Source organism: Nocardiopsis sp. MT53 (assembly GCF_019598965.1).
In the GTDB taxonomy this organism is placed as follows: Bacteria; Actinomycetota; Actinomycetes; order Streptosporangiales; family Streptosporangiaceae; genus Nocardiopsis; species Nocardiopsis changdeensis.
Genome location: NZ_CP080599.1, coordinates 1,068,675 through 1,091,640, shown reverse-complemented (window position 1 = coordinate 1,091,640; position 22,966 = coordinate 1,068,675). Strand labels below are relative to the sequence as shown.

Here is a 22,966-nt window from a genome sequence, read left to right as displayed (position 1 = left end):
TCCCGTGACAGTGGGGCGCCCCCGCGGCGCCCAAGGGGAGAACGAGTGGCTAGTTCCTCGACCGATCGCCGTGACACCCAGTCCCCCATCGCCCCCTCCGCGGAGACGGGCGTGGAACGGCGCGTCTACGTGCTCGACACCAGCGTCCTGCTCGCCGACCCGCTGGCCCTGACCCGGTTCGCCGAGCACGAGGTGGTCATCCCCGTGGTGGTGATCACCGAGCTGGAGAGCAAGCGGCACCACCCGGAGCTCGGGTACTTCGCCCGCAACGCGCTGCGCTTCCTGGACGACCTGCGGGTCGCCAACGGTCGCCTGGACGTCCCGGTCCCCGTGAACGACGACGGCGGCAGCGTGCGCGTCGAGCTCAACCACAGCGATCCGGAGATCCTCCCGGCCGGTTTCCGGCTGGGCGACAACGACACCCGGATCCTGACCGTCGCCCGCAACCTCCAGGAGGAGGGCGGCGAGGTCGTGCTGGTGAGCAAGGACCTGCCGATGCGCATCAAGGCCTCCTCGATCGGCCTGGCGGCCGACGAGTACCGGGCCGAGCTGGCGATCGAGCACGGGTGGACGGGCATGGCCGAGCTGGACGTGGCCGCCCACCAGGTGTCGGAGCTGTTCGAGCACGGCGCCACCGACATCGAGGCGGCCCGCGAGCTCCCCTGCCACACCGGCCTGGTGCTGGTCTCCGAACGCGGCAAGGCGCTGGGGCGGGTCCGCCCGGACAAGTCGGTGCGCCTGGTGCGCGGCGACCGCGACGTGTTCGGCCTGCACGGCCGCAGCGCCGAGCAGCGCGTCGCCCTGGACCTGCTCACCGACCCCGAGGTGGGCATCGTCTCCCTGGGCGGCCGGGCCGGCACGGGCAAGTCGGCGCTGGCGCTGTGCGCCGGCCTGGAGGCGGTCCTGGAGCGCCGCCAGCACCGCAAGGTGATGGTGTTCCGCCCGCTGTACGCGGTCGGCGGCCAGGAGCTGGGCTACCTGCCGGGCACGGAGAACGACAAGATGACCCCGTGGGGGCAGGCGGTGCACGACACCCTGTCCGCGGTCACCAGCGAGGACGTCATCGAGGAGGTCGTGGACCGGGGGATGCTGGAGGTCCTGCCGCTCACCCACATCCGCGGCCGGTCGCTGCACGACGCGTTCGTCATCGTGGACGAGGCGCAGTCGCTGGAGCGGGGGGTCCTGCTCACCGTGCTGTCGCGGCTGGGGGAGAACTCGCGGGTGGTCCTCACCCACGACATCGCCCAGCGCGACAACCTGCGGGTCGGCCGCCACGACGGTGTCGTCGCGGTGATCGAGAAGCTCAAGGGGCACCCGCTGTTCGCGCACATCACGCTGACCCGGTCGGAGCGGTCACCGATCGCCGCCCTGGTCACGGAGATGCTGGAGAACTGACGCAGGGCACGGCGGCGGCCCGCTCCCGACCGGGAGCGGGCCGCCCGCGTCCGCCGGGGCCCGGTCGGAGCGGCCCGCCGGTCAGCGCATGCCCCCGATGAAGTGCCCGAGCCTGCGCACCCGCTCCAGGCTCGCCTCGTAGCGGGCGCCGATCAGCAGCAGCAGCGCGCCGATCACCGCGAACGGCACCCAGTTGGGCAGCAGCCGGGTCAGGTCCCACAGCGGCGGGCCGAACGCCCGCAGCGCCGTGCCCAGCAGGGTCAGGCCGCCGATGACCAGCGCCGCCTGGCTGCGCCGGCGCAGGCCCCACAGGACCACGGCCAGCGCGGCGGCCAGCAGCGCGGGCACCCGCCACAGCGTGTCCTCGCCGGCCAGCACCATGCCCAGGCCCGGCAGGAGCAGCAGGCACAGGCCGCCGGACAGGGACGCCCAGCTCGACGGGGTCCGCTCCGCCTTGCGGGCCCACTCCCAGCCGACGACCAGGGCGGCCAGGGCCGGGAGCACGGTGTAGGCCTCGGGGACGGTCACGTCCCACGCGGCCAGCGCGGTCCACAGGGCGGCGAGCATGAGCAGCGCGCCGACCGCCGCGGCCCACCGGCGCTCCGGCCGCACCGCCGTGGCCAGGGCGATCACGCCGACGACCGCCAGCGCCAGGGCGGTGATCCCGCCGTGCGCGCCGTGGACCGCGGCGACCGCCACGGACACCGCCGCCCACAGCGCGGCCGGGACCTCGGCGGCCTCCACCAGCGGAGAGCGCATCCGCGGTGCGGCCGCGGCCACCCCCGCCACCAGGGCGATGGGCGCCAGCGCCGCGTACTCCGCCGGGGCGCCCAGGGCCAGGGCGAGCGTGAAGGCGAACCCGCCGGTGGCCGCGGTGGCCGCCGCCGTCGCCGCCACCGCGGGCGGGACGGTGCGGGCCAGCGCCGCCACCGCCGAGCCCAGCGCCGCGACGGCCAGCAGGACGGCGATGGTCGCGTACCGTTCGGCCAGCGCCCAGCCCAGCGCCTGGGCCAGGACCAGCAGGCCGGTGAGCCCCGGCAGCCAGGAGAAGGACCGGTCCCGGGACAGCGCCGACCACAGGGCCAACCCCGCGCCGACCGCGACCGACACCGCCAGCGCCACCGCGAAGGGCGCGCCGACGAGCACCGCCACCGGTACCAGCGCGGGCGGGACGGCCAGCGCGGCCGTGTGCCCGGTCCACCGGCGGGCGGCCAGGGAGGCGGCGCCGACCGCGGCCGCGCCGGCCGCCACGACCCCCAGGGCCACCAGCGGGTCGGGCCGGTCGCCCAGGCCCAGGAAAACGTACGCGGGGTCGAGCAGGGCGGCCGCTCCGGCCGCCGCCACCCCGTGGTTCCAGGAGACCGGGACCAGGGCGGTGGCCGCCGTCGTCCCGGCCACCAGCGGGGCGGCGCCGCCCAGCAGCAGGCCGGCCGCGGTGAGCGGGCGCGCGTCCGTTCCCTCGCCCAGCACCAGCGCCGTCGCCCCGAGCAGGACGGGGACCGCCGCGAGCAGCCACCAGGCCGCCACCCCGGTCTCCGCGCCCGCGGCGCCCGCCAGGCACAGCGCCCAGGCCGCCGCGGCCGGGAACCCGGTGCCCAGGGCCGCCCCGAAGGCCGTGCCGATCCTGATGCCCGGGGCGGGGGGAACGGGCGCCGCGCTGCCGGCCGCCGGCCCGGCCACCGGCACGGGCGGCAGGGCCCGGGCCTCCGCCGGGTGCCGGGGCGCGGCGGCCCGGCGGGAGAGCAGCGCGCAGCCCAGGGCGGCGCCCGCCGACAGCAGGACCACGAGCAGCGTCGTGTGCTGTTCGGGCAGCGACCAGTACAGCGCCGCCGCCAGGGTCAGCGGGCCGGTGACCGCCGGCGCCCACGCCAGGCGGTCGCGGACCAGGGCCGCGCCCAGGGCGAGCAGGGCGCCCACCGCGGCGGCCCACAGGACGGCGACGGCGAACGGCGCGCCCAGCATCACCGGCAGCGGGACCAGCGCGGGCGGGGCCGCCAGCGCCGCGGCGGGCAGCAGCCACCGGCGGTCGACGGCCCCGACCAGGGCCACGGCCAGCGCCCCGGCGACCAGCAGCCCGGCCGCGGTGCCCGGGCCGACGGCGACGGCGGTCCCCAGCACCTCGGTCGCGGGTTCGAGCATCACCTCGGGCGGCGCGCTCCAGACCTCCAGGGAGGTGCCCCCGCTCCACAGGGCACCTCCCGGGGGCGCCAGCACCAGGGCCAACGGCAGGAGCAGCAGCCCGAACACCGTGAAGGCGGTGCGGGCGTCGGGGGCGCCCGGTGTGGCCGGGCGCGGGGAGGTGCGGCCCAGCAGCAGCGCGGTCACCCCGCTGAGCAGGATCGCGGCGGCGGTCCACCAGCTGCCCTGGGCGGGCATCACACCGGCGCCCAGCGCGGCCCACGCCGAGGCCCAGGCCGGCAGGCCCACCGCCCACAGGGCCAGGGCGGCGCCGTACAGGACCCGGCCCGGCGGCACGGGGACCGCCGTCCCGGGCGGAACGGGGGCGGCCGGGGCCCCGAAGCCGGGGAACCGGTGGCGCAGGAGCAGCAGCGCGGCCAGGGCGACCAGGCCCACGCACGGCAGCGCGGCCATGAAGGTCCAGAACAGCCCCGCGGACCACAGCAGGGCGGTGACCAGGGTCGCCACCCCGGCCGCGGCGGACGCCCAGGCGTACGGGCGGGCGGGGATCGCCGCGGTGCCCAGCACCAGGAGCCCGCCCAGGCACAGCGCCCAGGCGATCGCGACCGGGTGCGGCAGGCCCAGCAGCAGCGGCGGGGCCAGCAGCACCGGCGGGGCCGCCAGGAACGCCACGGTCGGCAGCAGGTCGCGGCGCAGCAGCGCCGTCACCCCGGCGGCCAGCGCCGCGCCGACCGCGATCGCCGCCAGGTAGGGCAGGCTCTCCGGCCAGGCGGTGCCGGGGCCGTCCACGCCCAGCACCGTGGCCGCCGGGACGTCCGCCGAGCGCAGGCTCCACGGTTCGCCGGCCGGCGGGCGGGGCAGCACCGGCAGGACCGCCGGACCGGCGGCGAGCGGGACCAGGACCAGGGCGGCGACGGCGGGGAGGGCGGCGATCCGGCCGTTGGCGCGGTCGCGTGCCAGGACCAGCCAGGTCGCCCCGGACAGCAGCAGGGCCAGGGCCGGGCCCCACCAGCCCGGCGGGTCCGCTTCCGTGACGGCGAAGACCAGCAGCGCGGAGACGGTGGTGGTGAGCACGGCGAGGACCACCGACAGCACGGTCAGCGTCCTGCGCGGCGAGTGTTCGCCGAGGGGCGCGGTCACGCGGGCCAGGACCAGGTCGGCGAGCCCCGTGGCGGCCAGGACCGGCAGGATCCAGGGGAAGGGGTCGTCCAGCGGCAGGGCGAAGAGCAGCAGCAGCGGCACCGGCTGGGCGGCCAGGGCCGCGATGATCCGGGGCGCGCGCAGCGGCACCAGCAGGGGATAGAGGGCCGTCAGCGCGGCGATGCCGGCCAGCGCCCCGGCCGAGTAGCCGGGGCCCTCGGGCAGGCGTTCGGGCATGAGCAGCCACAGCGCCAGCGCGTCGATGCCCAGCAGCGCGGCGGCCAGCACGCCGAAGGTCTCGGCGGTGGCCTGGAGGCCCCGGCGGTACAGCGGCACGGCGACCAGGGCGAACGCGAGCGTGGTCGCCCCGAGCACCAGGGCCCGGGTGCCGGTGCCCATGTCGCTCCACGTCCAGATCGCGAACACCAGGGCCGAGATGCCGACGAGCAGCCCGCCCAGGCCCAGGATGACGTTCTGGGCGGAGCGGCGGCGCATCTCGCCGTCCGGCCGGGGCGGCACGGCGGCGTGCGGTGCGGCGGCGGGGACGGCCGCCGGATGGGCCGCGGGCGGTACGGGACCGGCGGCCGGGGGGACGGCGGCCGCCCGGCGGGAGGCCGCGCGCAGCGCATGCAGCAGCCCCGAGCGTTCGCTGCGCAGGCGCCTCAGGTGCTCGTCGGCCCGGCCGATCTCGGTGTCGACCTCCCACAGGCGCTGGGCGAGCGGGCCGGTGAGCAGCAGCCCGCACCGGGCGCAGGCCGCGGACCCGGCCGCCAGCGGGGAGCGGCAGTCCGGGCAGCGCAGGGACGGCCCTGCTGCGGGCGGCGGGGATGCGTTGACGTCCATGTCCGCCATCCTGTCCCCGGGACCGGGCCGGGCACATCCGTACGCGTACTCAGTCCGGACCCGGATCCGGGGGCCGCGGCCGGAGTGGGAACGCCCACTCCTTGGAGTCCCCTTGGTCACCCCTTGACTCTCCGTGTCCCAGTGCAGGTCAGAGTCCGGCAATGTGGACACTTTACGTGATGTGAGTCAAGCCACAGTATCTACGGTGTTACGTGGTCGTAATGATGGTGCAGGCTGAATCCGCTGCACAGAGCACCCCCACCGTGCGGACCCGCCGTGCGGGCGGAGCGCGATCGCGCCCGTCCCCCTTCTCTCCCGGCCCCGAGGCCGACGGCGGAGATCCACCGCACGCGCGCGGCCCCGGCCCGGCCGGGCGTCCCGTAGGCGCGTGCGGCCGTCTACGCGAAAGGGCGATCTTGCCACTCCCACGGATTCAGTTGCGTTACGCGGGCGCCGCAGGCGCCGCGGTCCTGGTCGCCGCGGGCACCTTCGGTGTCGCGGCCTTCGCCGACTCCGGGACCCCCGACCCCCGTGACGCGGCCTCGGCGGCCCTGCCGCCGGAGCCCTCCCCGGTCCCGACCGCCCAGGAGAACGACGACTTCTTCCAGACCCCGGCCGCAGCCGACCCGCAGCGCCGGCAGGAGGACCTCGAACAGGCCCGCGAGTCCGCCGAGCAGGCCGGGCGCGACGCGGTCCTGAGCGGCGACGCACAGGCCTCCGACATCCTCGAGGAGCCCGAACCCGAGCCCGACCCCGAGCCGCGGGACAGCGGATCCTCCGGCGGCTCCGGCACCCCGGTCCCCGCCGGGTCGGCCAAGGAGATCGCCCTGGAGATGGTCCTCGCCGAGGGCTGGTCCGAGAGCGAGTTCACCGACTGCCTCGAACCGCTGTGGCAGAAGGAGAGCGGCTGGAACCACCTGGCCGAGAACCCGAGCTCGGGCGCCTACGGGATCCCCCAGTCGCTCCCCGGCGACAAGATGGCGTCCCACGGCTCGGACTGGCGGACCAACCCCGCCACCCAGATCGCCTGGGGCATCGACTACATCAAGGGCCGCTACGGCACCCCGTGCGGTGCGTGGGCCCACTCCCAGGCGAACAACTGGTATTAATAGGGCTTTCCCGCCCCATGACCCCCTCTTGGGAAAGGTAACCGTGTTACTCAACCGCATGTCGCTGCGCAGTACGGCGGCCATCGGTGCGGCCACCCTCGTCGCGGGCGCGACGTTCGCCGTCTCCGCGTTCGCGGACGAGGGCGTCGACCCGGAGGTGGCGGCCAGCGCCGCCGTCCCGGACGAGGAGGCCCCCGCCGAGGAGGCCGTCGAGGACGACTTCTTCTCGTCCTCCGAGCAGCCGACCGAGGAAGAACTCCAGGCCGCCCGCGACGAGGCCCGCGCCGAGCGCGACGCCGCCGTCGGGGCCCGGACCCAGACCACCGCCTCCGAGGCCCAGGACATCGAGGAGGAGCCCGAGGAGCCCGAGACCCCCGCCTTCACGGGCGACGCCCAGGGCCTGGCCCTGGACATGGTCCTCGCCGAGGGCTGGCCCGAGAGCGAGTTCACCGACTGCCTCCAGCCGCTCTGGCAGAAGGAGAGCAACTGGAACCACCTGGCCGAGAACCCCAGCTCGGGTGCCTACGGCATCCCGCAGGCGCTTCCCGGCAGCAAGATGGCGTCCCACGGCTCGGACTGGCAGACCAACCCCGCCACCCAGATCGCCTGGGGCATCGACTACATCAAGGGCCGCTACGGCACCCCCTGCGGTGCCTGGGCCCACTCCCAGTCCGTCGGCTGGTACTGATCCCGACGCGCACGACGGCCCCCGGCGATCGCCGGGGGCCGTCGCGGTGTCCGGCACCGGTCACAGGTGCGGCTCGAACGAGTCCATCACCTCGCCGGGCAGCTCCTCGTAGTAGCCCGAGTCGCCGCGCGGCACGTTGACCGTGACCATGTAGAACACCCGCTCGCCCTGGTGGTCCATGCTGACCGCGTAGGCCCAGAAGCGGCGGGCCGGGCTCGGCCACGTGTCGTTGGTGAGGTTGGACCGGACCAGCGCGACGTCCCAGCCGTCCTCGTACTCGTCCTCCCCGAACTCGTGCAGGTTGAGCTGGAGGTAGTCGGTGGTCACGTCGCCCTCGACGTCGGTGCCGCCCTTGGTCTCCTCCAGGTACTCGGCGCTGGTCCCGGTGAACTCCTCCTCGGTCCACCCGGCGACCCACACCTGGTGGTCGGACCCGGGGGCGACGAACACGACGAGGCTCTCGTCGATCCTGCTGTCGTCCACCGTCCAGGTCTCGGGGTACTCCACGTCGAACCACTGGGACTCGAAGGTCTCCATCTCCTCGTAGGACGGCGGGCCGTCCTGGTCGTCCCCGGCGTCGTCGGGCACGTTCGAGGGGGTGGGCTCCACGGGGGCGCCCTGCTCGCCGGGGAGCGCGCTCTCCGACGGGTCGGCCTGCGGGTCGGGGTCCTCCGCGCCGCTGTTCGACAGCAGCATGCCGCCCACCGCGACCACCGCGATGAGCACCAGCGCGAGGACGCCGCAGCCCAGGCCGATGAGCAGCTTGTTCACACCGCCGGAGGACCGCGCCGGGGGCCGGGGCGGCGCCAGGGTGCCCTGTCCGCCGGTGGGGCCGCCGTGGCCCGGGCCGTGGCCGCCGCTGTGCGAGGCGAAGGACGGCTGCGGCCGCGAGGGGCCGAAGGGGGTGCCCGGGGTCGTCGGACCGTGGGGCGGGAACGGGCGCGGCGGGGTGTGCGGGCCGCTCGGACCGCCCATGCCCGGGTGCGGTCCGCTCAGGGGGCCGCTGGTCGCCCCCGGGCCGGGGCCGGCCGGGTGGCCGCCGGTCGGTCCCGTGAGGGGGCCGCTGGGGTGGCCGCCGACCGGGCCGCCGGGGATCGGACCGCTGGGGTACCCGGTCCCCGGGCCGGTGAGGGGACCGCTCGGGTACCCGCCGCTCGCCGCCGTCACCGGACCGCTGTCGGAGGCCGGGCCGGGACCCGGGAAGTGGCCGCCGGCGTACGCCGCGGCGGCGCCCGCCCCGCCGCGTTCGTCGAGCAGGGCCAGCGCCCCGTCCACGGTCAGCCGCCGGTCGGGGTCGCGCTCCAGCAGGCCGGCGATCACCGGGGTGAGCCGGCCCGCCCGGCGCATGGGGGGCAGGGGGGAGCCCAGCACCGCGGCGATGGCCGCGGTGATGGAGTCGCGGCGGAAGGGCGAGAGCCCCTCCACCGTGGCGAACAGCGTCACGCCGATGCTCCACAGGTCGCCCCGGTGCTCGGCGGGGCCGCCCTCCAGCCGCTCGGGCGGCATGTACTCGGGGGACCCGATCAGCGCCCCGGTGCGGGTGATGCTCGGCCCGCCCTCCATCGTGGCGATGCCGAAGTCGGTGAGGATGACCCGGCCGTCGGCGGACATCATGATGTTGCCGGGCTTGATGTCCCGGTGCAGGACCCCGGCGGCGTCGGCCGCCTGGACCGCCTTGAGCAGGGCCTCGGCGATGGTCGCGGTGGTCTCCACGTCCAGGGCGCCGCGCTGTTCGAGCATGTCCTGGAGGGAGCCGCCCTCGACGAGCTCCATCACGACCCACGGGTCGCCCTCGAAGTCGAACACGTCGTGGATGGTGATCACGGAGGGGTGCGAGATCCGGGCCGCCGACCGGGCCTCCCGGCGCACCCTGGCGTGGGCGTCGGCGCGCTCCTCGTCGGTGAAGTGATCGGGCAGGAGCACCTGTTTGATCGCGACCGTCCGGTCCAGGGAGGGGTCGAACGCCTCCCAGACCACTCCCATGCCACCCCGGCCGAGTTCTCGGCGCAGGATGTAACGGTTCGCGACGATGCGCTCACTGTCGCTGTTACTCGACATGTACTGCCCTCTCGGACGCGGGCTCGTGCTCACGGGTGCTCTGTCAAGAATGTCCGACGCCTACCGAATGGGGAAGGTTCCTGAACAGTGGGCATCGGAACGGAAGTGTCACCTTCCCGCGCCCTCCCCGGGGAGGGCGCGGACACATGACGGGGCACCCCGCCCGGCGGGGTGCCCCGCGGTCACCTCGGGTGACCGGTGCCGTCGTGTCCGGCGTCCCGGAGGGCGGGGACCCCCGGCCCCGGGACCCCGGCGGCGCCTACTGCGAGTTGGTCATCTTCAGGACGTCGAGGGCGGCGTCGAGCTGCTCCTCGGTGAGCTTGCCGTCCGCGATGTAGCCGCGCTCCAGGACCACCTGGCGGATGGTCTTCTTCTCCTTCAGCGACTGCTTGGCGACCTTGGCGGCCTCCTCGTAGCCGATGTAGCGGTTGAGCGGCGTGACGATCGACGGGGAGGACTCCGCGTAGGTGCGGCACTGCTCCTCGTTGGCGGCGATCCCGGCGACACAGCGGTCGGCGAACACCCGCGAGACGTTGGCGAGCAGGCGGATCGACTCCAGCACGTTGCGGGCGATCAGCGGCAGCTGCACGTTGAGCTCGAAGTTGCCGCTGGCGCCGCCGAAGGCCACCGCGGCGTCGTTGCCGACGACCTGCGAGGACACCTGGAGCACGGCCTCGCACAGCACCGGGTTGACCTTGCCCGGCATGATCGAGGAGCCCGGCTGGAGGTCGGGCAGGAACAGCTCGCCCAGGCCGGTGGTCGGGCCCGAGCCCATCCAGCGGACGTCGTTGGCGATCTTGGCGAAGCCGACCGCGATGGTCCGCAGCTGGCCGGACAGCTCGACCAGGCCGTCGCGGGCCCCCTGGGCCTCGAAGTGGTCGCGGGCCTCGGTCAGCGGCAGGCCGGTGTGCGCGGCGATCTCGGCGATCACCCGGGCGGAGAAGCCCTCCGGCGTGTTGATGCCGGTGCCCACGGCGGTGCCGCCCAGCGGCAGCTCGGCCACCCGGGGCAGGGAGGCCTCCAGGCGCTCGACGCCGTAGCGGACCTGGGCGGCGTACCCGGCGAACTCCTGGCCCAGGGTGACCGGGGTGGCGTCCATCAGGTGCGTGCGGCCGCTCTTGACCACCGAGGCGAACTCGACGGACTTGCGGGTCAGCTCGCCCTCCAGGTGGCGCAGCGCCGGGATCAGGTCGTTGATCACCGCGGAGGTGGCGGCGATGTGGATGGAGGAGGGGAAGACGTCGTTGGAGGACTGCGACGCGTTGACGTGGTCGTTGGGGTGGACGTCGAGGCCGGTCCGCTCCTTGGCGATGGTGGCGATGACCTCGTTGGTGTTCATGTTGCTCGACGTGCCCGAACCGGTCTGGAACACGTCGATCGGGAACTCGGAGTCCCACTTGCCGTCGGCGACCTCGAGGGCGGCCTCGCGGATCGCCTTGCCCAGGTCGTCGCCGATGACGCCCAGCTCGGCGTTGACCTTGGCGGCGGCGGCCTTGATCTGGCCCAGGGCGGCGATGTGGGCGCCCTCCAGCCCCTGCCCCGAGATCGGGAAGTTCTCGACGGCGCGCTGGGTCTGGGCACGCCACTTGGCGTCGGCCGGGACCTTGACCTCACCCATCGAGTCGTGCTCGATGCGGAACTCACTCATTGGCTACCACACTCTCCTGGGAAAACCTGTGAATCCCAGCCTGCCAGACGCACGGGGGCACACCGCCACCTCACCCCGCCAAGGCGGTGTTACGCGCATCATGTTGACATCGGGGCAGGTCAGGACCCGATGCCGGGACGCCGTTCGCGCCGCCGCAACCGGGTGAGGAAGGGCCGCCGGGGCGCCCTGATCCGGACGGTGCCCAGCAGGCAGAACCCGTTGATCTCCAGGACCGGGGGATCGGACAGGTCCGACCTCCGCGCCGTGGTGCTCCGCAGCCCCAGCACGGAGCGGCCGTTGACGCGCACCTCCACCCCGTCGGGCACCAGGATCTCCACCCGGCCCAGCACCGCGGTGACGGTCATCCGGTGGTGGCCGCGCAGCAGCAGCGCCTCACGCATGTCCACCTCGACCCGGCCCGCCACCGCCAGGGCCAGGTCGCCGGGGTAGGCGACCCACCGCCCCCTGCGGACGGCCGTGCCGAACACCCCGAAGGCGGGCTGGTGGTCCAGGCGGATGGGCTGCTCCTGCGCGGGCAGCAGGTCGGCGGTGAGCGGCGGCAGCTCGCCGAGGGTCCTGGCCTCCTGGGCCCTGTCCGAGCGCTCCTGGAACTCGTCGAGGTCCAGGCGCCCGTCCGCGGCGGCCTCGCGCAGCACCTTCAGCACCCGTTCGCGGTCGCTGTGGGAGGCCCGCAGCCGTTCAGGGGGGATCCGCTCGCTCACACCGCCAACCCTAGACGACCGGGGCCCCCGGCGCCGGTACGGGTTCGCGCGCTGTTCCCCACACCGTCGCCCGGCCGCACGCGCCCGGTTCACCGGGCACTCCTAGCATCCGGTCCGTTGCTGCGAGTACGGACGCGGAGGACGGAGACCCCCCATGCGCGCGACCGGAACGTGGAAGACCCCGACCCACCGGGCGGTGGCCCTGGGAGCGGCACTGGCGGCACTGGCCGCCACCGCCCCGGCCGCCGCCGAACCCGCCCCCGCGGGACCCCCGGCCGTCACCGCCACCGCCGCCGCGGCCGCCGCCGCGGACCTCCCGGCTTCGGTGGACGGCGGAGCCTGGGACTCCGGGCACGTCCAGGGCATCGGCCTGGACCCCGAACGCGGGCACATGTACTTCTCCTTCACCGACACCCTCGTCAAGACCGACCTGTCCGGCACGGTCGTCGGCACCGTCACCGGGCTCACCGGGCACCTGGGCGACCTCGACGTCGACGAACGCGACGGCCGGGTCTACGGCTCCCTGGAGTACAAGGCGGCGGAGGCGTTCTACATCGCCGTCTTCGACCCCGAGCGCATCACCCGGGTGGGCATGGACGCGGAGGACGACGGCGTGCTCACCACCGTCCACCTGGAGGAGGTCGCCGCCGACTACACCGCCGACATGGACGGCGACGGCGTCTTCGACGGCAACGTCGCCGACACCGCCGACCACCGGTACGGGTGCAGCGGCATCGACGGCGTCTCCTTCGGCCCCGAGTTCGGCCGCCCCGGCGGGCGGACGATGCTGACCGTCGCCTACGGCGTGTACTCCAACGCCGGCCGCGGGGACAACGACCACCAGGTGCTGCTCCAGTACGACGTGTCCCGCTGGCGCGGCCTGGACCGCCCGCTGGACCAGGACGCCCCGCACACCAGCGGCCCCCGCCGCCCCGAGGGCAAGTACTTCGTGTACACCGGCAACACCACCTACGGGGTGCAGAACCTGGAGTACGACGCGGCCACCGGCGACTGGTACATGGCGGTCTACAACGGCGTGAAGCCGGACTTCCCCAACCATTCGCTGTACGTCGTCGACGGGTCCCGCCGCCCCGTGCACGGCCCGATCCGGGGCCAGGCCCGGGACGAGCGGGGGTGGCTGCTGCACCTGAGCCGGGGAGGCGAGGTCCACGAGCCCTCCGGGGTGTCCGGCTGGCCGGTGAGCGGGGGGCCGTACGGACTGGCCTCCCTCGGCGACGGCCGCTTCTACGTGGTCGAACGCGGCCGCCGGGAAGAGGGCGGGACCACCCTGGAGACGGGTGTCGCCCGACTGCACCGGTGGACCGGCGCGGTCCCGGACCCGTTCGAGCCCCTGCGGGGCTGACCGGGTCCGGGACCCGCGCTCACAGCCGGACCAGGGCGTCGCGGGCCACGGAAGCGAACCCGGACGGCGCCCCGGCCAGCGGGCGGACCGCCAGCCGCACCAGGGCGCGGGCGTTGTCGTCGCCCGCGATCCGGTTGACGCTCAGCTCACCGCAGCGGGCGCAGCGGTGGACCAGCATCCATTCGCCGTCGGCGCGGCTGGCCATGCTCACCGCGGACATCGGGCCGCGGCAGTCCGCGGCCCGGTCGCCCGGGACCCGCAGGTCCACGTGCAGGCTGGTCAGGCAGTGCGGGCAGTGGTTGCGGTGGGAGGTGCCCGGAGCGGTCGCGGGCACCTCCAGCCGGCAGCCCGCGCAGCGGAACGACCCGGCCCGGCCCGCCTCGCCGTGGGCGTGCAGGACGGTCTTGGGCCGCTGGGGCCGCCGTTCGCGGCGGTCCCGGTTGCGTCGTGCCACGTCACACCTCCCCGAACAGGTCGAGCGGGAAGGGCGGGTCGGCCAGCGGCCGGACCGCGATGCGCATGAGCACGAGGTGGTTGTCGTCGGCCGCGACGGCCGCCTCGGCCAGCTCGTCGCACCGGGTGCACCGGTGGATGAGGACCCAGGCGCCGCTGCGCGGCACGGCGATGGAGATGGGCACCATCCGCCCGCCGCAGTCGGAGGCCCCGCCGTCGACGCGGTCGACGGTGTGCCGGGAGCTCAGACAGCTGGGGCAGTGGTCGCGCCCGCGCCCGTCGGGATCGAGGGCGGAGACGGTGAGGCCGCAGCGCACGCAGGTGAAGGTGGCGGTGCGCAGGGTGGGGCTCGGTTCGGTGGTGGACACCGGAGGAACTCCTCGCTGGAGGTGGAACGGGTCAGCGGGAGCAGGCCGAGCGCTACTCGGTGGTCGGGTCAGCGGCTCCGGTCGGAGCGGGCGTTCCGGTTCTGGTGAGGCGCGCTCGGCGCGTTCCGGGTCATCAAGACACTCTCCCCTTCACCGGGGAGGGTCCCTCGGTGTCCGTTGTTGCAAGGTCGCCGTCGATGGTAGGCCGCGGCCCGGGGCGGGGCAACGGATTTTCCGGGTGAGGCGGGACACCCGGCGGGGCGGGCCGGGGCCCCGGGCCTCCGGGCCGTCCGGGCGGCGGGAAAGGCCGCGGCGCGTATGTCTCCGTGAAAGGCGGGGATTTCGCCGGGAAAAGCGGACGTCCGTTTTTCTCCGGGTGTTCCGGGCAATGGCCGGATCCCTTTTCGGCTGACCGTTCGACCGCCCGCCGACCGGCCCGCCGAGGCCGGGAAGGGGGAGGTGGAACGGTGTTCCGGCATTTCCGGCATTTTTCGTGAAGGGGCTCGGATCGGTGACCCGGGGCGCCGCGGCGCCGCCCGCGGACAGGGCCCCCCTTTTCGGGCACCGTGCCCCCGTTGGCGCGTAAAATCCGTGGATTTCCGTCACACCCACGACCTACCGTGGGCCCCATGACCTCTTCCGAACCCGGTCTCCACACCCCGGACCGCGCGGCGGCGTCGGCCGCCGCGGACGTCCCCGCCCTGCACCTGCGCGGAGTCGTCAAGCGTTTCGGATCCTTCACCGCGGTCGACGGCCTCGACCTGGAGGTTCCCCAGGGCGTCGTGCTCGGCCTGCTGGGCCCCAACGGCGCCGGCAAGTCGACGACCATGAAGATGCTCACCGCCCAGTCCATGGCCGACGAGGGCGAGATCCGCATCCTCGGCCACGAGATCCCCGCCGAGTCCAAGTGGGCCCGCGCCCGGATGGGCGTCGTGCCCCAGCACGACAACCTCGACGAGGAGCTCACCGTCGAGCAGAACCTGCGGATGTTCTCGTTCCTGTACCGGGTGCCCCGCACCCGCCGGCGCGAGGCCATCGCCCGGGCCATGCGCATCGCCCAGCTCTCCGACCGCGGCGACACCGTGGTGGAGGACCTGTCCGGGGGCATGCGGCGCCGGCTCCTCATCGTCCGCGCCCTGCTGCACCGCCCCGAGCTGGTCCTCATGGACGAGCCCACCGTGGGCCTGGACCCCCAGGTCCGCCAGGACCTGTGGGGCGTCATCGACGCGCTGCGCCAGGAGGGCGCCACGGTGCTCATGTCCACCCACTACATCGAGGAGGCCGAGCGCCTCTCCGACGAGGTGGCCCTGATGGCCGCCGGACGCATCATCGAACGCGGCACGCCCACCGACCTGGTCGCCAAGTACGCGGGCACCACCGTGGAGGAGTACCTCCCCGACGGGGAGGGCATCGACGCCCTGGAGGGACGCATCAGAAACCACGGATTCACCACCCGGCGCACCGGCACCACCGTTTCGGTCCTGCGCGCCGAGGAGCTCCCGCAGTCGCTCCGGGACCTGCTCCCCGTGCCGCTGCGCCGCGCGAGCAACCTGGAGGACGTGTTCGTCACCCTGACCGGGGAGAACGTGGAATGAGCACCGACCACGCCGACGCCCGGCGGCTGCGCGACCGGGAGGACGCCCGCCCCGACGAGCACGCCCGGCCCGGCCGGTTCGAGGCCGACGCCGTCCTGGGCGTCGTCGCCCGCGAGTGGATCCTCTACGGGCGGTCCTGGCGGGCCACCACCTTCGCCGCCGTCGTCGAGCCCACCCTGTACCTGCTCTGCTTCGGGTTCGGCATGGGCGCGCTCATCGGGACCCTGGCGGGCTTCAGCTACATCGACTTCCTGGGTACCGGCATCGTCGCGGTGTCGGTGATGTTCCAGTCGATGATGCCCGCCGTCATCAACACCTTCATCAAGCGCCGGTTCCTGCACACCTACGAGGGCATCCTCGCCGCCCCCGTCGACGTGCGCGAGCTCGTCACCGGCGAGGCCCTGTGGCTGGCGATGCGCTCGGGCGTCTACGGGTGCGTGCCGCTGCTGGTCGCCATGGGGTTCGGGCTGCGGCCCGGCTGGGGCGGCCTGCTGGTGCCGTTCATCGCGTTCTTCGCCGGGTTCGCCTTCGCCCTGTTCGGGATCTGGATCTCGGCGGTGATCAACTCGGTGCGGTCCATGGACTACGTGTTCAGCGGCCTGTTCACACCGCTGTTCTTGGTGGCGGGCACGTTCTTCCCGCTCACCGAGCTGCCGGACTGGGTCCAGGGGCTGGCGGTGGCCAACCCGCTCTACCACGCGGTGGAGCTCATCCGCGGCTCGGTCTTCGGCGGCCTGTCCGCCGGGGCGGCGCTGCTGCACGTCGGGGTGCTGCTGGCGTTCATCGTGCTCATGTGGTTCCTCGCCGGGTCGCAGATGCGCCGCCGCGTGGTCACCTGACCGGGAGAGCGCGAAGGGGGGAGCGGCCCGCGGCCGCTCCCCCCTGTGCGTGGTCCCGGTCAGCCCGCGCTGGGGGCCCAGCGCAGTTCGACGCTGCTGCGCTGCCCCTCGTCGGTGACGCTCAGCGCCAGGCCGAGCGCCCCCCACTCCTCGGGGGTCTGCACGTCCTCCGGGGTCAGGACCTGGCGCATGTCGAAGTACCCGGCCACGATCGCCTCGTCCATCTCCTGCATGGTCTGCTGGAAGACGGGGTCGTCGGACAGGCGGCCGGTGCCGCTGCTGCCCTGGGAGACCACCACGGCGTCGCCGTCGGAGGAGACGCCCGGGGGAGTGGAGTACGGGTCGGCGACCATGGCCTCGACGAAGTCGCCGATGACGGCCTCGTCACCGCCCACCGCCCGGTACTGGAACGAGAACTGCTCGCCGCCGTAGCCGCCGAAGAAGTCGTCCAGGCTGATCCCGGTGACGCCGAACGCGGTCGAGGAGCCCAGCAGGTCGCTGATGCCCTCCGGCATGGAGACGCCCATGCCGTTGAACTCGCGCTCGAACTCCTGCTGCTGGCCGGAGCTGCTGAAGAGCGGGATCTCGTCGTTGTTGTAGGCGTCGATCAGCGCCTGGTCCAGCCCGCTGGCGCCCAGGGCCATCACCGTGTCGTCCGGCAGCGAGCCCAGCGCCGCCACGCTCTCGCCCGGGGTCTCCGCCAGCCATGACAGGTCGGCCTCGTTGACCTCGAACGCGAAGGCGTCCATCCGCGCCTCCAGGTACTCGCCGTCCACGCGCACCGAAGCGGTCGCCCGGCCGGAGAAGTCGGCCGGCTCCGCGGCCAGGTCGGCGGAGAACTCGTTGGCGAACGACTCGATCTCCATCGCCGCGCCCAGGTCGGCCCAGGCCAGGGCCAGGCTGCCGTCGGGGACGCCCGCGATGTCGTCGGAGAAGACGTCGGCGTCGGCCAGCGACCCGTGCTCCTGTACCTGCGCCTCCAGGTCGGACAGGGCGGCCTGGGAGTGGGTGAAGACGACGTAGTCGCCGTCCACCGAGTAGAAGATGTCCTCCTCGGCGGCGGCGATGTCGGCGAAGTCCTCCTCCGCCAAGCGCGGGTCCTCCACGGCCAGGGCGATGGCGAGGGCGACCCCCGCCCCCTCCTCCAGCTCGGCCTCGCCGGAGGTCGGCCACACCGAGAAGCCCGCGCGCTGGCCGATCCACTCCTCGACCCGGTCCTGGCTCGGGGCGCTGTCGGGGAACGCGTCCACGAACATCTCGGCGAAGAACTCGGTCATGTCCCCGTCGGGGCTCCCGGTCTCCTCGACGACCTCGGCGGGGAGGCGGTCGACGAACTCCAGCAGCTCGATCGCCTGCGACCCGTCGATCGCCAGGTCGACCTTGCCGAAGGCGATGGAGCTGCCGGGCAGCACCTCCTCCGGCTGCGGGCCGCCGAAGGAGACCAGGGACACCGTGGCCCACACGGTCCCGGCCATCACCACGACGGCGGTGCCGGCCGCGGCCGGGATGAGCCAGCGGTTGCGCTTGCGCGGGGCCCCGGGCGGCACCGGTCCGCCGGGGAAGCCGGGCCCGCCCGGACCACCGGGGCCTCCGGGGAAGCCGGGGCCGCCCGGGGCGGCGTACTGCTGTCCGGGCACGCCGGGGGGTACGGCGCCGGGCGCCGGAGGCTGCCCGGGGACGGGGCCCCCGGGCTGGTTCGGCGGCTGCCACTGGGGCTGCCGGGGGGGATCGGGATAGGACATCGGACCTCCGACGGATTTCTCACAGGCGCGGTGTCCGCGCTGCCAACGAACTTTCAGATGCCGCCTCCCCCCGCCGCGGTTCTCACAGGGAAGGGGGAACTCCCGCGCGACATGTGACACGGGTGGCCGGCGTGACGGGGTTCCGGGGCCCGTCCTCCGACCACCCGTCGGGGGTGGGGCGGCCGTCAGGCCTGCGGGGCGGAGGTCAGGTCCACGCCGCTGTAGGCCGACAGCTTGCTCAGCCGGTGCTCGCTGAGCACCTGGCGGACGGTGCCGCTGCGGCCGCGCATCACCAGCGAGTCGGTGATGACCCGCGAGGACTCGTAGCGCACGCCGCCGACCAGCTCGCCGTCGGTGATCCCGGTCGCCGCGAAGAACACGTCGTCGGACGAGACCAGGTCGTCGGTGTACAGCACCCGGTCCAGGTCGTGCCCGGCGTCGACGGCCTTGGCCCGCTCGGCGTCGTCCTTGGGCCACAGGCGGCCCTGGATGACGCCCCCCAGGCACTTCATCGCGCAGGCCGTGATGATGCCCTCCGGGGTGCCGCCGATGCCCAGCAGCAGGTCGACGCCGGTGCCGGCGCGGGCCGCCATGATCGCGCCCGCCACGTCGCCGTCGCTGATGAACTTGATCCGGGCGCCCGCGTCGCGGACCTCCTTGACGATCTGCTCGTGGCGCGGGCGGTTGAGGATGACGACCGTCACGTCCTGCGGCGACTTGCCCTTGGCCCGCGCCACCGCGCGGATGTTGTCGGCCACGGGCGCGGCGATGTCCACTACGTCGGCGGCCTCGGGGCCGGTGGCCAGCTTCTCCATGTAGAACACGGCGGACGGGTCGAACATCGAACCGCGCGGGCTCAGCGCGATGACGGCGATCGCGTTGGGCATGCCCATCGCGGTCAGGGTGGTGCCGTCGATCGGGTCGACCGCCACGTCCCAGTCGTGTCCGCCGCCGTCGCCGACGCGCTCGCCGTTGTACAGCATCGGGGCGTTGTCCTTCTCGCCCTCGCCGATCACGACGGTGCCGTTCATCGACACGGTGCTGATCATGTGCCGCATGCCGCGCACGGCCGCGCCGTCGGCTCCGTTCTTGTCGCCCTTGCCGACCCAGCGGGCGGCCGCCAGCGCCGCGGTCTCGGTCACACGGACCAGTTCGAGGGCGAGGTTGCGGTCGGGCGCGGTGGGACCGCCGGCCTGTGACATGGGAAGGTGCCTTCCGTCGGGGACAGGGTGGGATTCACGTCTTAGGGTAGTCACCCGGCATGATCGGCCGCCTCGGCGGGCACGCTCCCGTGTCCGGTCGGAAGCGTAAGGTCTACGCTGGCGTGATCCGGACGGGAGTGAGGCATGACAGTGGAAAAGACGGACCGGCCGACCCGGGTCTCCCCGCGCGGCGCGGCGACGCGTACCGCGCTGCTCAGGGCCGCCGCCCAGGTCTTCCGCACGGTGGGCTTCGCCAAGGCCGGGGTCAGCGAGGTCGTGGCCGTCGCCGGTGCCAGCGTGGGCAGCCTCTACCACCACTTCACCGGCAAGGCCGACCTCTACCTCGCCCTGTACGAGGAGTTCCAGCAGCGGCAGCAGGAGCGCACCCACCAGGCGGTGGTGGACGCGCGGGCCCGCGGCGAGAGCGACCCCACCCGGCTGATGAACATCGCCGCCCGCGCCTACCTGCTCGGCTGCATCGAGGAGAGGGAGACCACACGCCTGTTCTTCAGCGGTGACGGCCCGCCCGGTTTCGAGTACCAGCTGCGGGCCCGGCTCACCCAGTGGACCGACCGCAACGTCGCCCTGTACCGCAAGGCCGACGAGCCGGTGGACGAGGCGCTGCTGATCGTGGTGAGCGGCGCGATGCTGCTGGCCGTCGCCGAGGTGGTCAACCGCGACGACGCCGACTCCCTGCGCCTGGCCGACGACATCACCCGGCTGCTCGACCAGCTCCAGCCGCTGCGCCGCGACGACGACCGGCCGTGAGGCCCCGCCCGGCGCGCCGGACCCGCCCTGCGGGGCCGGGGCGGTAACCGCACCCCGGGTCGGAGCGGGCCGCGACCTGCGGCAAGCTGGAACCGTCATGAGTGAGTACAGCCGGTCCAGCGCGACCTTCAAGAACTACGCCATCTCCCTGGGCGTCATCATCGCCATCGTCCTGGCGCTGGCGTTCGTGGTCTCCACGCGATCGGGGGAGAACATCCCGTCCGTGGACTACCGGCCCGAGGCCGAGGTGCTGCGCGGGAGCGCCGACTACCCGGTGACGATGCCCGCGGACGACCTCGCCGAGCAGGGGTGGACGCCCACCAGCTCGACCCTGGAGACCGCCGGACCGGTCGAGTGGAGTGTGGGGTTCGCCACCGCCGCCGACAGTCACGTGATGTTCACCCAGAGCGACGGCGACCCCGACGCGGTGGTGGCGGACCGCTCCAGGGGGGCGGAGGAGACCGGCACGGTCGCGGTCGGCGGCCGGGAGTGGGAGCACTACGAGTCCGAGGACTGGTCGGCCCTGGTCCTGCGCGAGGACGGGTACACGCTGGTGGTGGCCGGCCCGGCCGACCTGGACGAGCTGGCGCACTTCGCGGGCGGGCTGGAGACGGACGCCGAGGGGGGCGACGGGGCAGGGGCCGCGGAGGAGCCGGCCGGGGACTCCTGAGGGGGACTCCCGACGACGTACGAAAGGGGGCCCGGACCGCATGGTCCGGGCCCCCTTCGCCGTCGGGTCCCGCTACTCGGCGCGCAGGTCGCGGCGCAGCTCCTTGGGCAGCGAGAAGGTCAGGGTCTCGTCCGCGGTGGTCACCAGGGACACGTCGCCGTAGCCGTACCCGGCCAGGCGGTCCAGCAGCTCCCGGACCAGGATGTCGGGGACCGAGGCGCCGCTGGTGACGCCCACGGTGGTGACGCCCTCCAGCCACTCCTCCTTGAGGAGGGAGGCGTTGTCGATGAGGTGGGAGGCGTCGGCCCCGGCGGCCAGGGCGACCTCCACCAGCCGCACCGAGTTCGAGGAGTTGTCCGAGCCGACCACGATCACCAGCTCGCACTCGGGCGCCATCGTCTTGACGGCGACCTGGCGGTTGGTGGTGGCGTAGCAGATGTCGTCGCTGGGCGGGTCGAGCAGGTTCGGGAACTTGCGGCGCAGGGCGTCGACGGTCTCGTTGGTCTCGTCCACCGACAGGGTGGTCTGCGACAGCCAGGACACGTTGTCGGGGTTGCGCACCTGGAGCCGGTCGACCTCGGCCGGGCTCTCCACGATCTGGATGTGCTCGGGGGCCTCGCCGCTGGTGCCCTCGACCTCCTCGTGGCCGATGTGCCCGATGAGGACGATGTCCCGGTCCTCGGCCGCGAAGCGCTTGGCCTCCTTGTGGACCTTGGTGACCAGCGGGCAGGTGGCGTCGATCGTCTTGAGGCCGCGGTCGGCGGCCTCGACGTGGACGGCCGGGGAGACGCCGTGCGCGGAGAACACGACGATCGCGCCCTCGGGCACCTCGTCGGTCTCCTCGACGAAGATCGCGCCGCGCTCCTCCAGGGTCCGCACCACGTGCGTGTTGTGCACGATCTGCTTGCGGACGTAGATCGGGGCGCCGTACTGCTCCAGGGCCTTCTCGACGGTGATGACCGCGCGGTCCACACCGGCGCAGTAACCCCGGGGGTTGGCGAGCAGCACGCGGCGTTGCTTGGTGGCGGTGGTCGTCGCTGTCATGCAATACATCCTAGGTGGGGTACGCGGGTGCGCCGCGCGGGCGTGGGGGAGCGCACGTCCGGACAGGGCGGGGGACCCGGGCGGCCGCGGTGGGCCGTGTCCCGGCGTCAATGGTGACGGTATCGCAACAGGAGGCCTCCGGTTCCGCTTCGAAGTGGCGAAATCGTTCACTTATCCCCTGCTCATGGTGTTCTCCCCTCCTCTATCCTGGTTCACCATCGCATTGTGTTATAGGCGGTTCGCCCTCACCCGGCCCGGCCGGATCACGGGGTGCGATTCGCCCCGCCGAGAGCAATCAGGAGCCCCCGCCCCATGTCGAACCCGACGTTCGCCACGAAAGTCGCGACCCTGTTCAAGGGCCTTTTCGGGCGCAAGGACACGGCCGCCGCGCCCGAGTCCGCCGCTCCCCGCGCCGAGGAGGCCGCCGCCGCGGAACCCGCCGAGGCCGCCGCCGCTCCGGTGAAGGCCGGGGAGAAGGCGGAGGCCGAGGAGAAGGCGCCGGTCGCCGAGGTGGAGGAGACGGCCCCGGCCGCGCCCGCCGCCGCGGAGCCCGCCGAGGAGAAGCCCGCCGCCGAGGCCGCCGCCGCGGAGCCCGTCGCCGCCGAGCCGGTCGAGGCCGCCGAGCCCGTTGCCGCGGAGCCCGTCGAGCCCGCCGCTGAGAAGCCCGCCGCCGCCGAGGCCGCCGAGCCCGTGGCGGAGAAGCCCGCGGCCGAGACCGCGGAGGAGGCCGAGCCGGCCGTCCCCGCCACCGCCGACCTGCCCGACGGCGGCGATTCCGTCGCCGAGGAGCTCGCCGTGGCCGAGGCCAAGACCGAGATCGCCGACTCCGAGGTCCTGGAGAAGGTCCGCCGCGAGAACGCGCCCGCCGCCGAGGACCTGGCCGTCCCCACCTACGACGAGCTCACCCTGCCCTCCGTCCGCGCCCGCCTGCGCAAGCTCACCGTGGAGCAGGTCCGCGACCTGCGCGCCTACGAGGTCGCGCACCAGGGCCGCCCCGAGTTCATCAAGATGTACGACAACCGCATCGCCAAGCTGGAGGACGCCGAGGCCTGATCCCGGCCCCCGCGCCGTGCCCGAACGGGGGAACCGGGCGCGGTCCGGGGACCGGCGGGGCCGCCGGGGACGGCGGCCCCGCCGCCGCACCGGGAACCCGGACGGCGCCCGGAGCGTCACATCCGGT

18 protein-coding genes are annotated in these 22,966 nt (G+C 74.1%); 9 read left to right on the top strand and 9 right to left on the bottom strand.

From position 1 onward, the window contains the following. Positions 1-45 precede the first annotated feature (45 nt). Positions 46-1,395, top strand: coding sequence for a PhoH family protein (locus K1J57_RS04595; protein ID WP_220563232.1), 1,350 nt, complete (start codon positions 46-48; stop codon positions 1,393-1,395). Between the two features lie 81 nt (positions 1,396-1,476). On the opposite strand, the gene K1J57_RS04590 is transcribed toward K1J57_RS04595, so the two are convergent. After that, entirely contained in the window at positions 1,477-5,517 is a 4,041-nt protein-coding gene (locus K1J57_RS04590; protein WP_220563231.1) for an SCO7613 C-terminal domain-containing membrane protein, read from the bottom strand. Positions 5,518-5,933: 416 nt separating this feature from the next. On the opposite strand from K1J57_RS04590, the gene K1J57_RS04585 reads away from it, so the two are divergent. Both K1J57_RS04585 and K1J57_RS04580 read left to right on the top strand, forming a co-directional pair. Next, positions 5,934-6,626 carry a lytic transglycosylase domain-containing protein gene (locus tag K1J57_RS04585; protein WP_220563230.1) on the top strand — a complete coding sequence of 231 codons (693 nt, stop codon included), beginning with the start codon at positions 5,934-5,936 and terminating at the stop codon, positions 6,624-6,626. A gap of 43 nt (positions 6,627-6,669) precedes the next feature. Next, positions 6,670-7,314, top strand: coding sequence for a lytic transglycosylase domain-containing protein (locus K1J57_RS04580; protein WP_370634596.1), 645 nt, complete (start codon positions 6,670-6,672; stop codon positions 7,312-7,314). Between the two features lie 60 nt (positions 7,315-7,374). Here K1J57_RS04580 and K1J57_RS04575 read toward each other — a convergent pair whose 3' ends face one another. The 3 genes from K1J57_RS04575 to K1J57_RS04565 all read right to left on the bottom strand — a co-directional run bounded on the left by K1J57_RS04575 (position 7,375) and on the right by K1J57_RS04565 (position 11,730). Further along, a complete protein-coding gene (locus K1J57_RS04575; RefSeq protein ID WP_220563229.1) occupies positions 7,375-9,372 on the bottom strand; it encodes a serine/threonine-protein kinase in 1,998 nt (665 codons plus the stop codon). A gap of 259 nt (positions 9,373-9,631) precedes the next feature. Continuing rightward, positions 9,632-11,020: an aspartate ammonia-lyase gene (locus K1J57_RS04570; RefSeq protein ID WP_220563228.1), complete on the bottom strand. Its 1,389-nt coding sequence runs from the start codon at positions 11,018-11,020 to the stop codon at positions 9,632-9,634. A gap of 119 nt (positions 11,021-11,139) precedes the next feature. Beyond that, positions 11,140-11,730 (bottom strand): DUF1707 domain-containing protein, encoded by a 591-nt coding sequence (locus tag K1J57_RS04565; protein ID WP_220565345.1) that lies wholly within the window; start codon positions 11,728-11,730, stop codon positions 11,140-11,142. A gap of 166 nt (positions 11,731-11,896) precedes the next feature. On the opposite strand from K1J57_RS04565, the gene K1J57_RS04560 reads away from it, so the two are divergent. After that, positions 11,897-13,105, top strand: coding sequence for a hypothetical protein (locus tag K1J57_RS04560; protein WP_220563227.1), 1,209 nt, complete (start codon positions 11,897-11,899; stop codon positions 13,103-13,105). A gap of 19 nt (positions 13,106-13,124) precedes the next feature. Here K1J57_RS04560 and K1J57_RS04555 read toward each other — a convergent pair whose 3' ends face one another. Together K1J57_RS04555 and K1J57_RS04550 are read right to left on the bottom strand one after the other, a co-directional pair. Beyond that, the gene (locus K1J57_RS04555) at positions 13,125-13,559 is read right to left on the bottom strand and encodes an RNHCP domain-containing protein (RefSeq protein WP_220563226.1); all 435 of its coding nucleotides are present in this window, start codon (positions 13,557-13,559) and stop codon (positions 13,125-13,127) included. A gap of 1 nt (position 13,560) precedes the next feature. Then, the gene (locus K1J57_RS04550) at positions 13,561-13,926 is read right to left on the bottom strand and encodes an RNHCP domain-containing protein (RefSeq protein ID WP_220563225.1); all 366 of its coding nucleotides are present in this window, start codon (positions 13,924-13,926) and stop codon (positions 13,561-13,563) included. 629 nt (positions 13,927-14,555) lie between these two features. On the opposite strand from K1J57_RS04550, the gene K1J57_RS04545 reads away from it, so the two are divergent. Both K1J57_RS04545 and K1J57_RS04540 read left to right on the top strand, forming a co-directional pair. Further along, the gene (locus tag K1J57_RS04545; protein ID WP_220563224.1) at positions 14,556-15,521 is read left to right on the top strand and encodes an ABC transporter ATP-binding protein; all 966 of its coding nucleotides are present in this window, start codon (positions 14,556-14,558) and stop codon (positions 15,519-15,521) included. Continuing rightward, positions 15,518-16,360 (top strand): ABC transporter permease, encoded by an 843-nt coding sequence (locus tag K1J57_RS04540; RefSeq protein WP_220563223.1) that lies wholly within the window; start codon positions 15,518-15,520, stop codon positions 16,358-16,360. Before K1J57_RS04545 ends, K1J57_RS04540 begins: the two co-directional genes overlap by 4 nt. A 59-nt stretch (positions 16,361-16,419) precedes the next feature. Here the strand turns inward: K1J57_RS04540 and K1J57_RS04535 are convergent, their stop codons facing one another. Together K1J57_RS04535 and glpX are read right to left on the bottom strand one after the other, a co-directional pair. Continuing rightward, positions 16,420-17,997 (bottom strand): hypothetical protein, encoded by a 1,578-nt coding sequence (locus tag K1J57_RS04535; protein ID WP_338151191.1) that lies wholly within the window; start codon positions 17,995-17,997, stop codon positions 16,420-16,422. A 290-nt stretch (positions 17,998-18,287) separates the two neighbouring features. Continuing rightward, a complete protein-coding gene (gene glpX / locus K1J57_RS04530) occupies positions 18,288-19,304 on the bottom strand; it encodes a class II fructose-bisphosphatase (protein WP_220563221.1) in 1,017 nt (338 codons plus the stop codon). Positions 19,305-19,454: 150 nt separating this feature from the next. Between glpX and K1J57_RS04525 the strand changes: the two genes are divergently transcribed. Further along, positions 19,455-20,072, top strand: coding sequence for a TetR/AcrR family transcriptional regulator (locus tag K1J57_RS04525; protein ID WP_220565344.1), 618 nt, complete (start codon positions 19,455-19,457; stop codon positions 20,070-20,072). A 97-nt stretch (positions 20,073-20,169) separates the two neighbouring features. Next, a complete protein-coding gene (locus tag K1J57_RS04520; RefSeq protein WP_220563220.1) occupies positions 20,170-20,742 on the top strand; it encodes a DUF4245 domain-containing protein in 573 nt (190 codons plus the stop codon). A gap of 72 nt (positions 20,743-20,814) precedes the next feature. On the opposite strand, the gene K1J57_RS04515 is transcribed toward K1J57_RS04520, so the two are convergent. Further along, positions 20,815-21,750: a 4-hydroxy-3-methylbut-2-enyl diphosphate reductase gene (locus K1J57_RS04515; protein ID WP_255647113.1), complete on the bottom strand. Its 936-nt coding sequence runs from the start codon at positions 21,748-21,750 to the stop codon at positions 20,815-20,817. A gap of 348 nt (positions 21,751-22,098) precedes the next feature. Between K1J57_RS04515 and K1J57_RS04510 the strand changes: the two genes are divergently transcribed. After that, positions 22,099-22,839: a hypothetical protein gene (locus K1J57_RS04510; protein ID WP_220563218.1), complete on the top strand. Its 741-nt coding sequence runs from the start codon at positions 22,099-22,101 to the stop codon at positions 22,837-22,839. Positions 22,840-22,966: the final 127 nt, after the last annotated feature.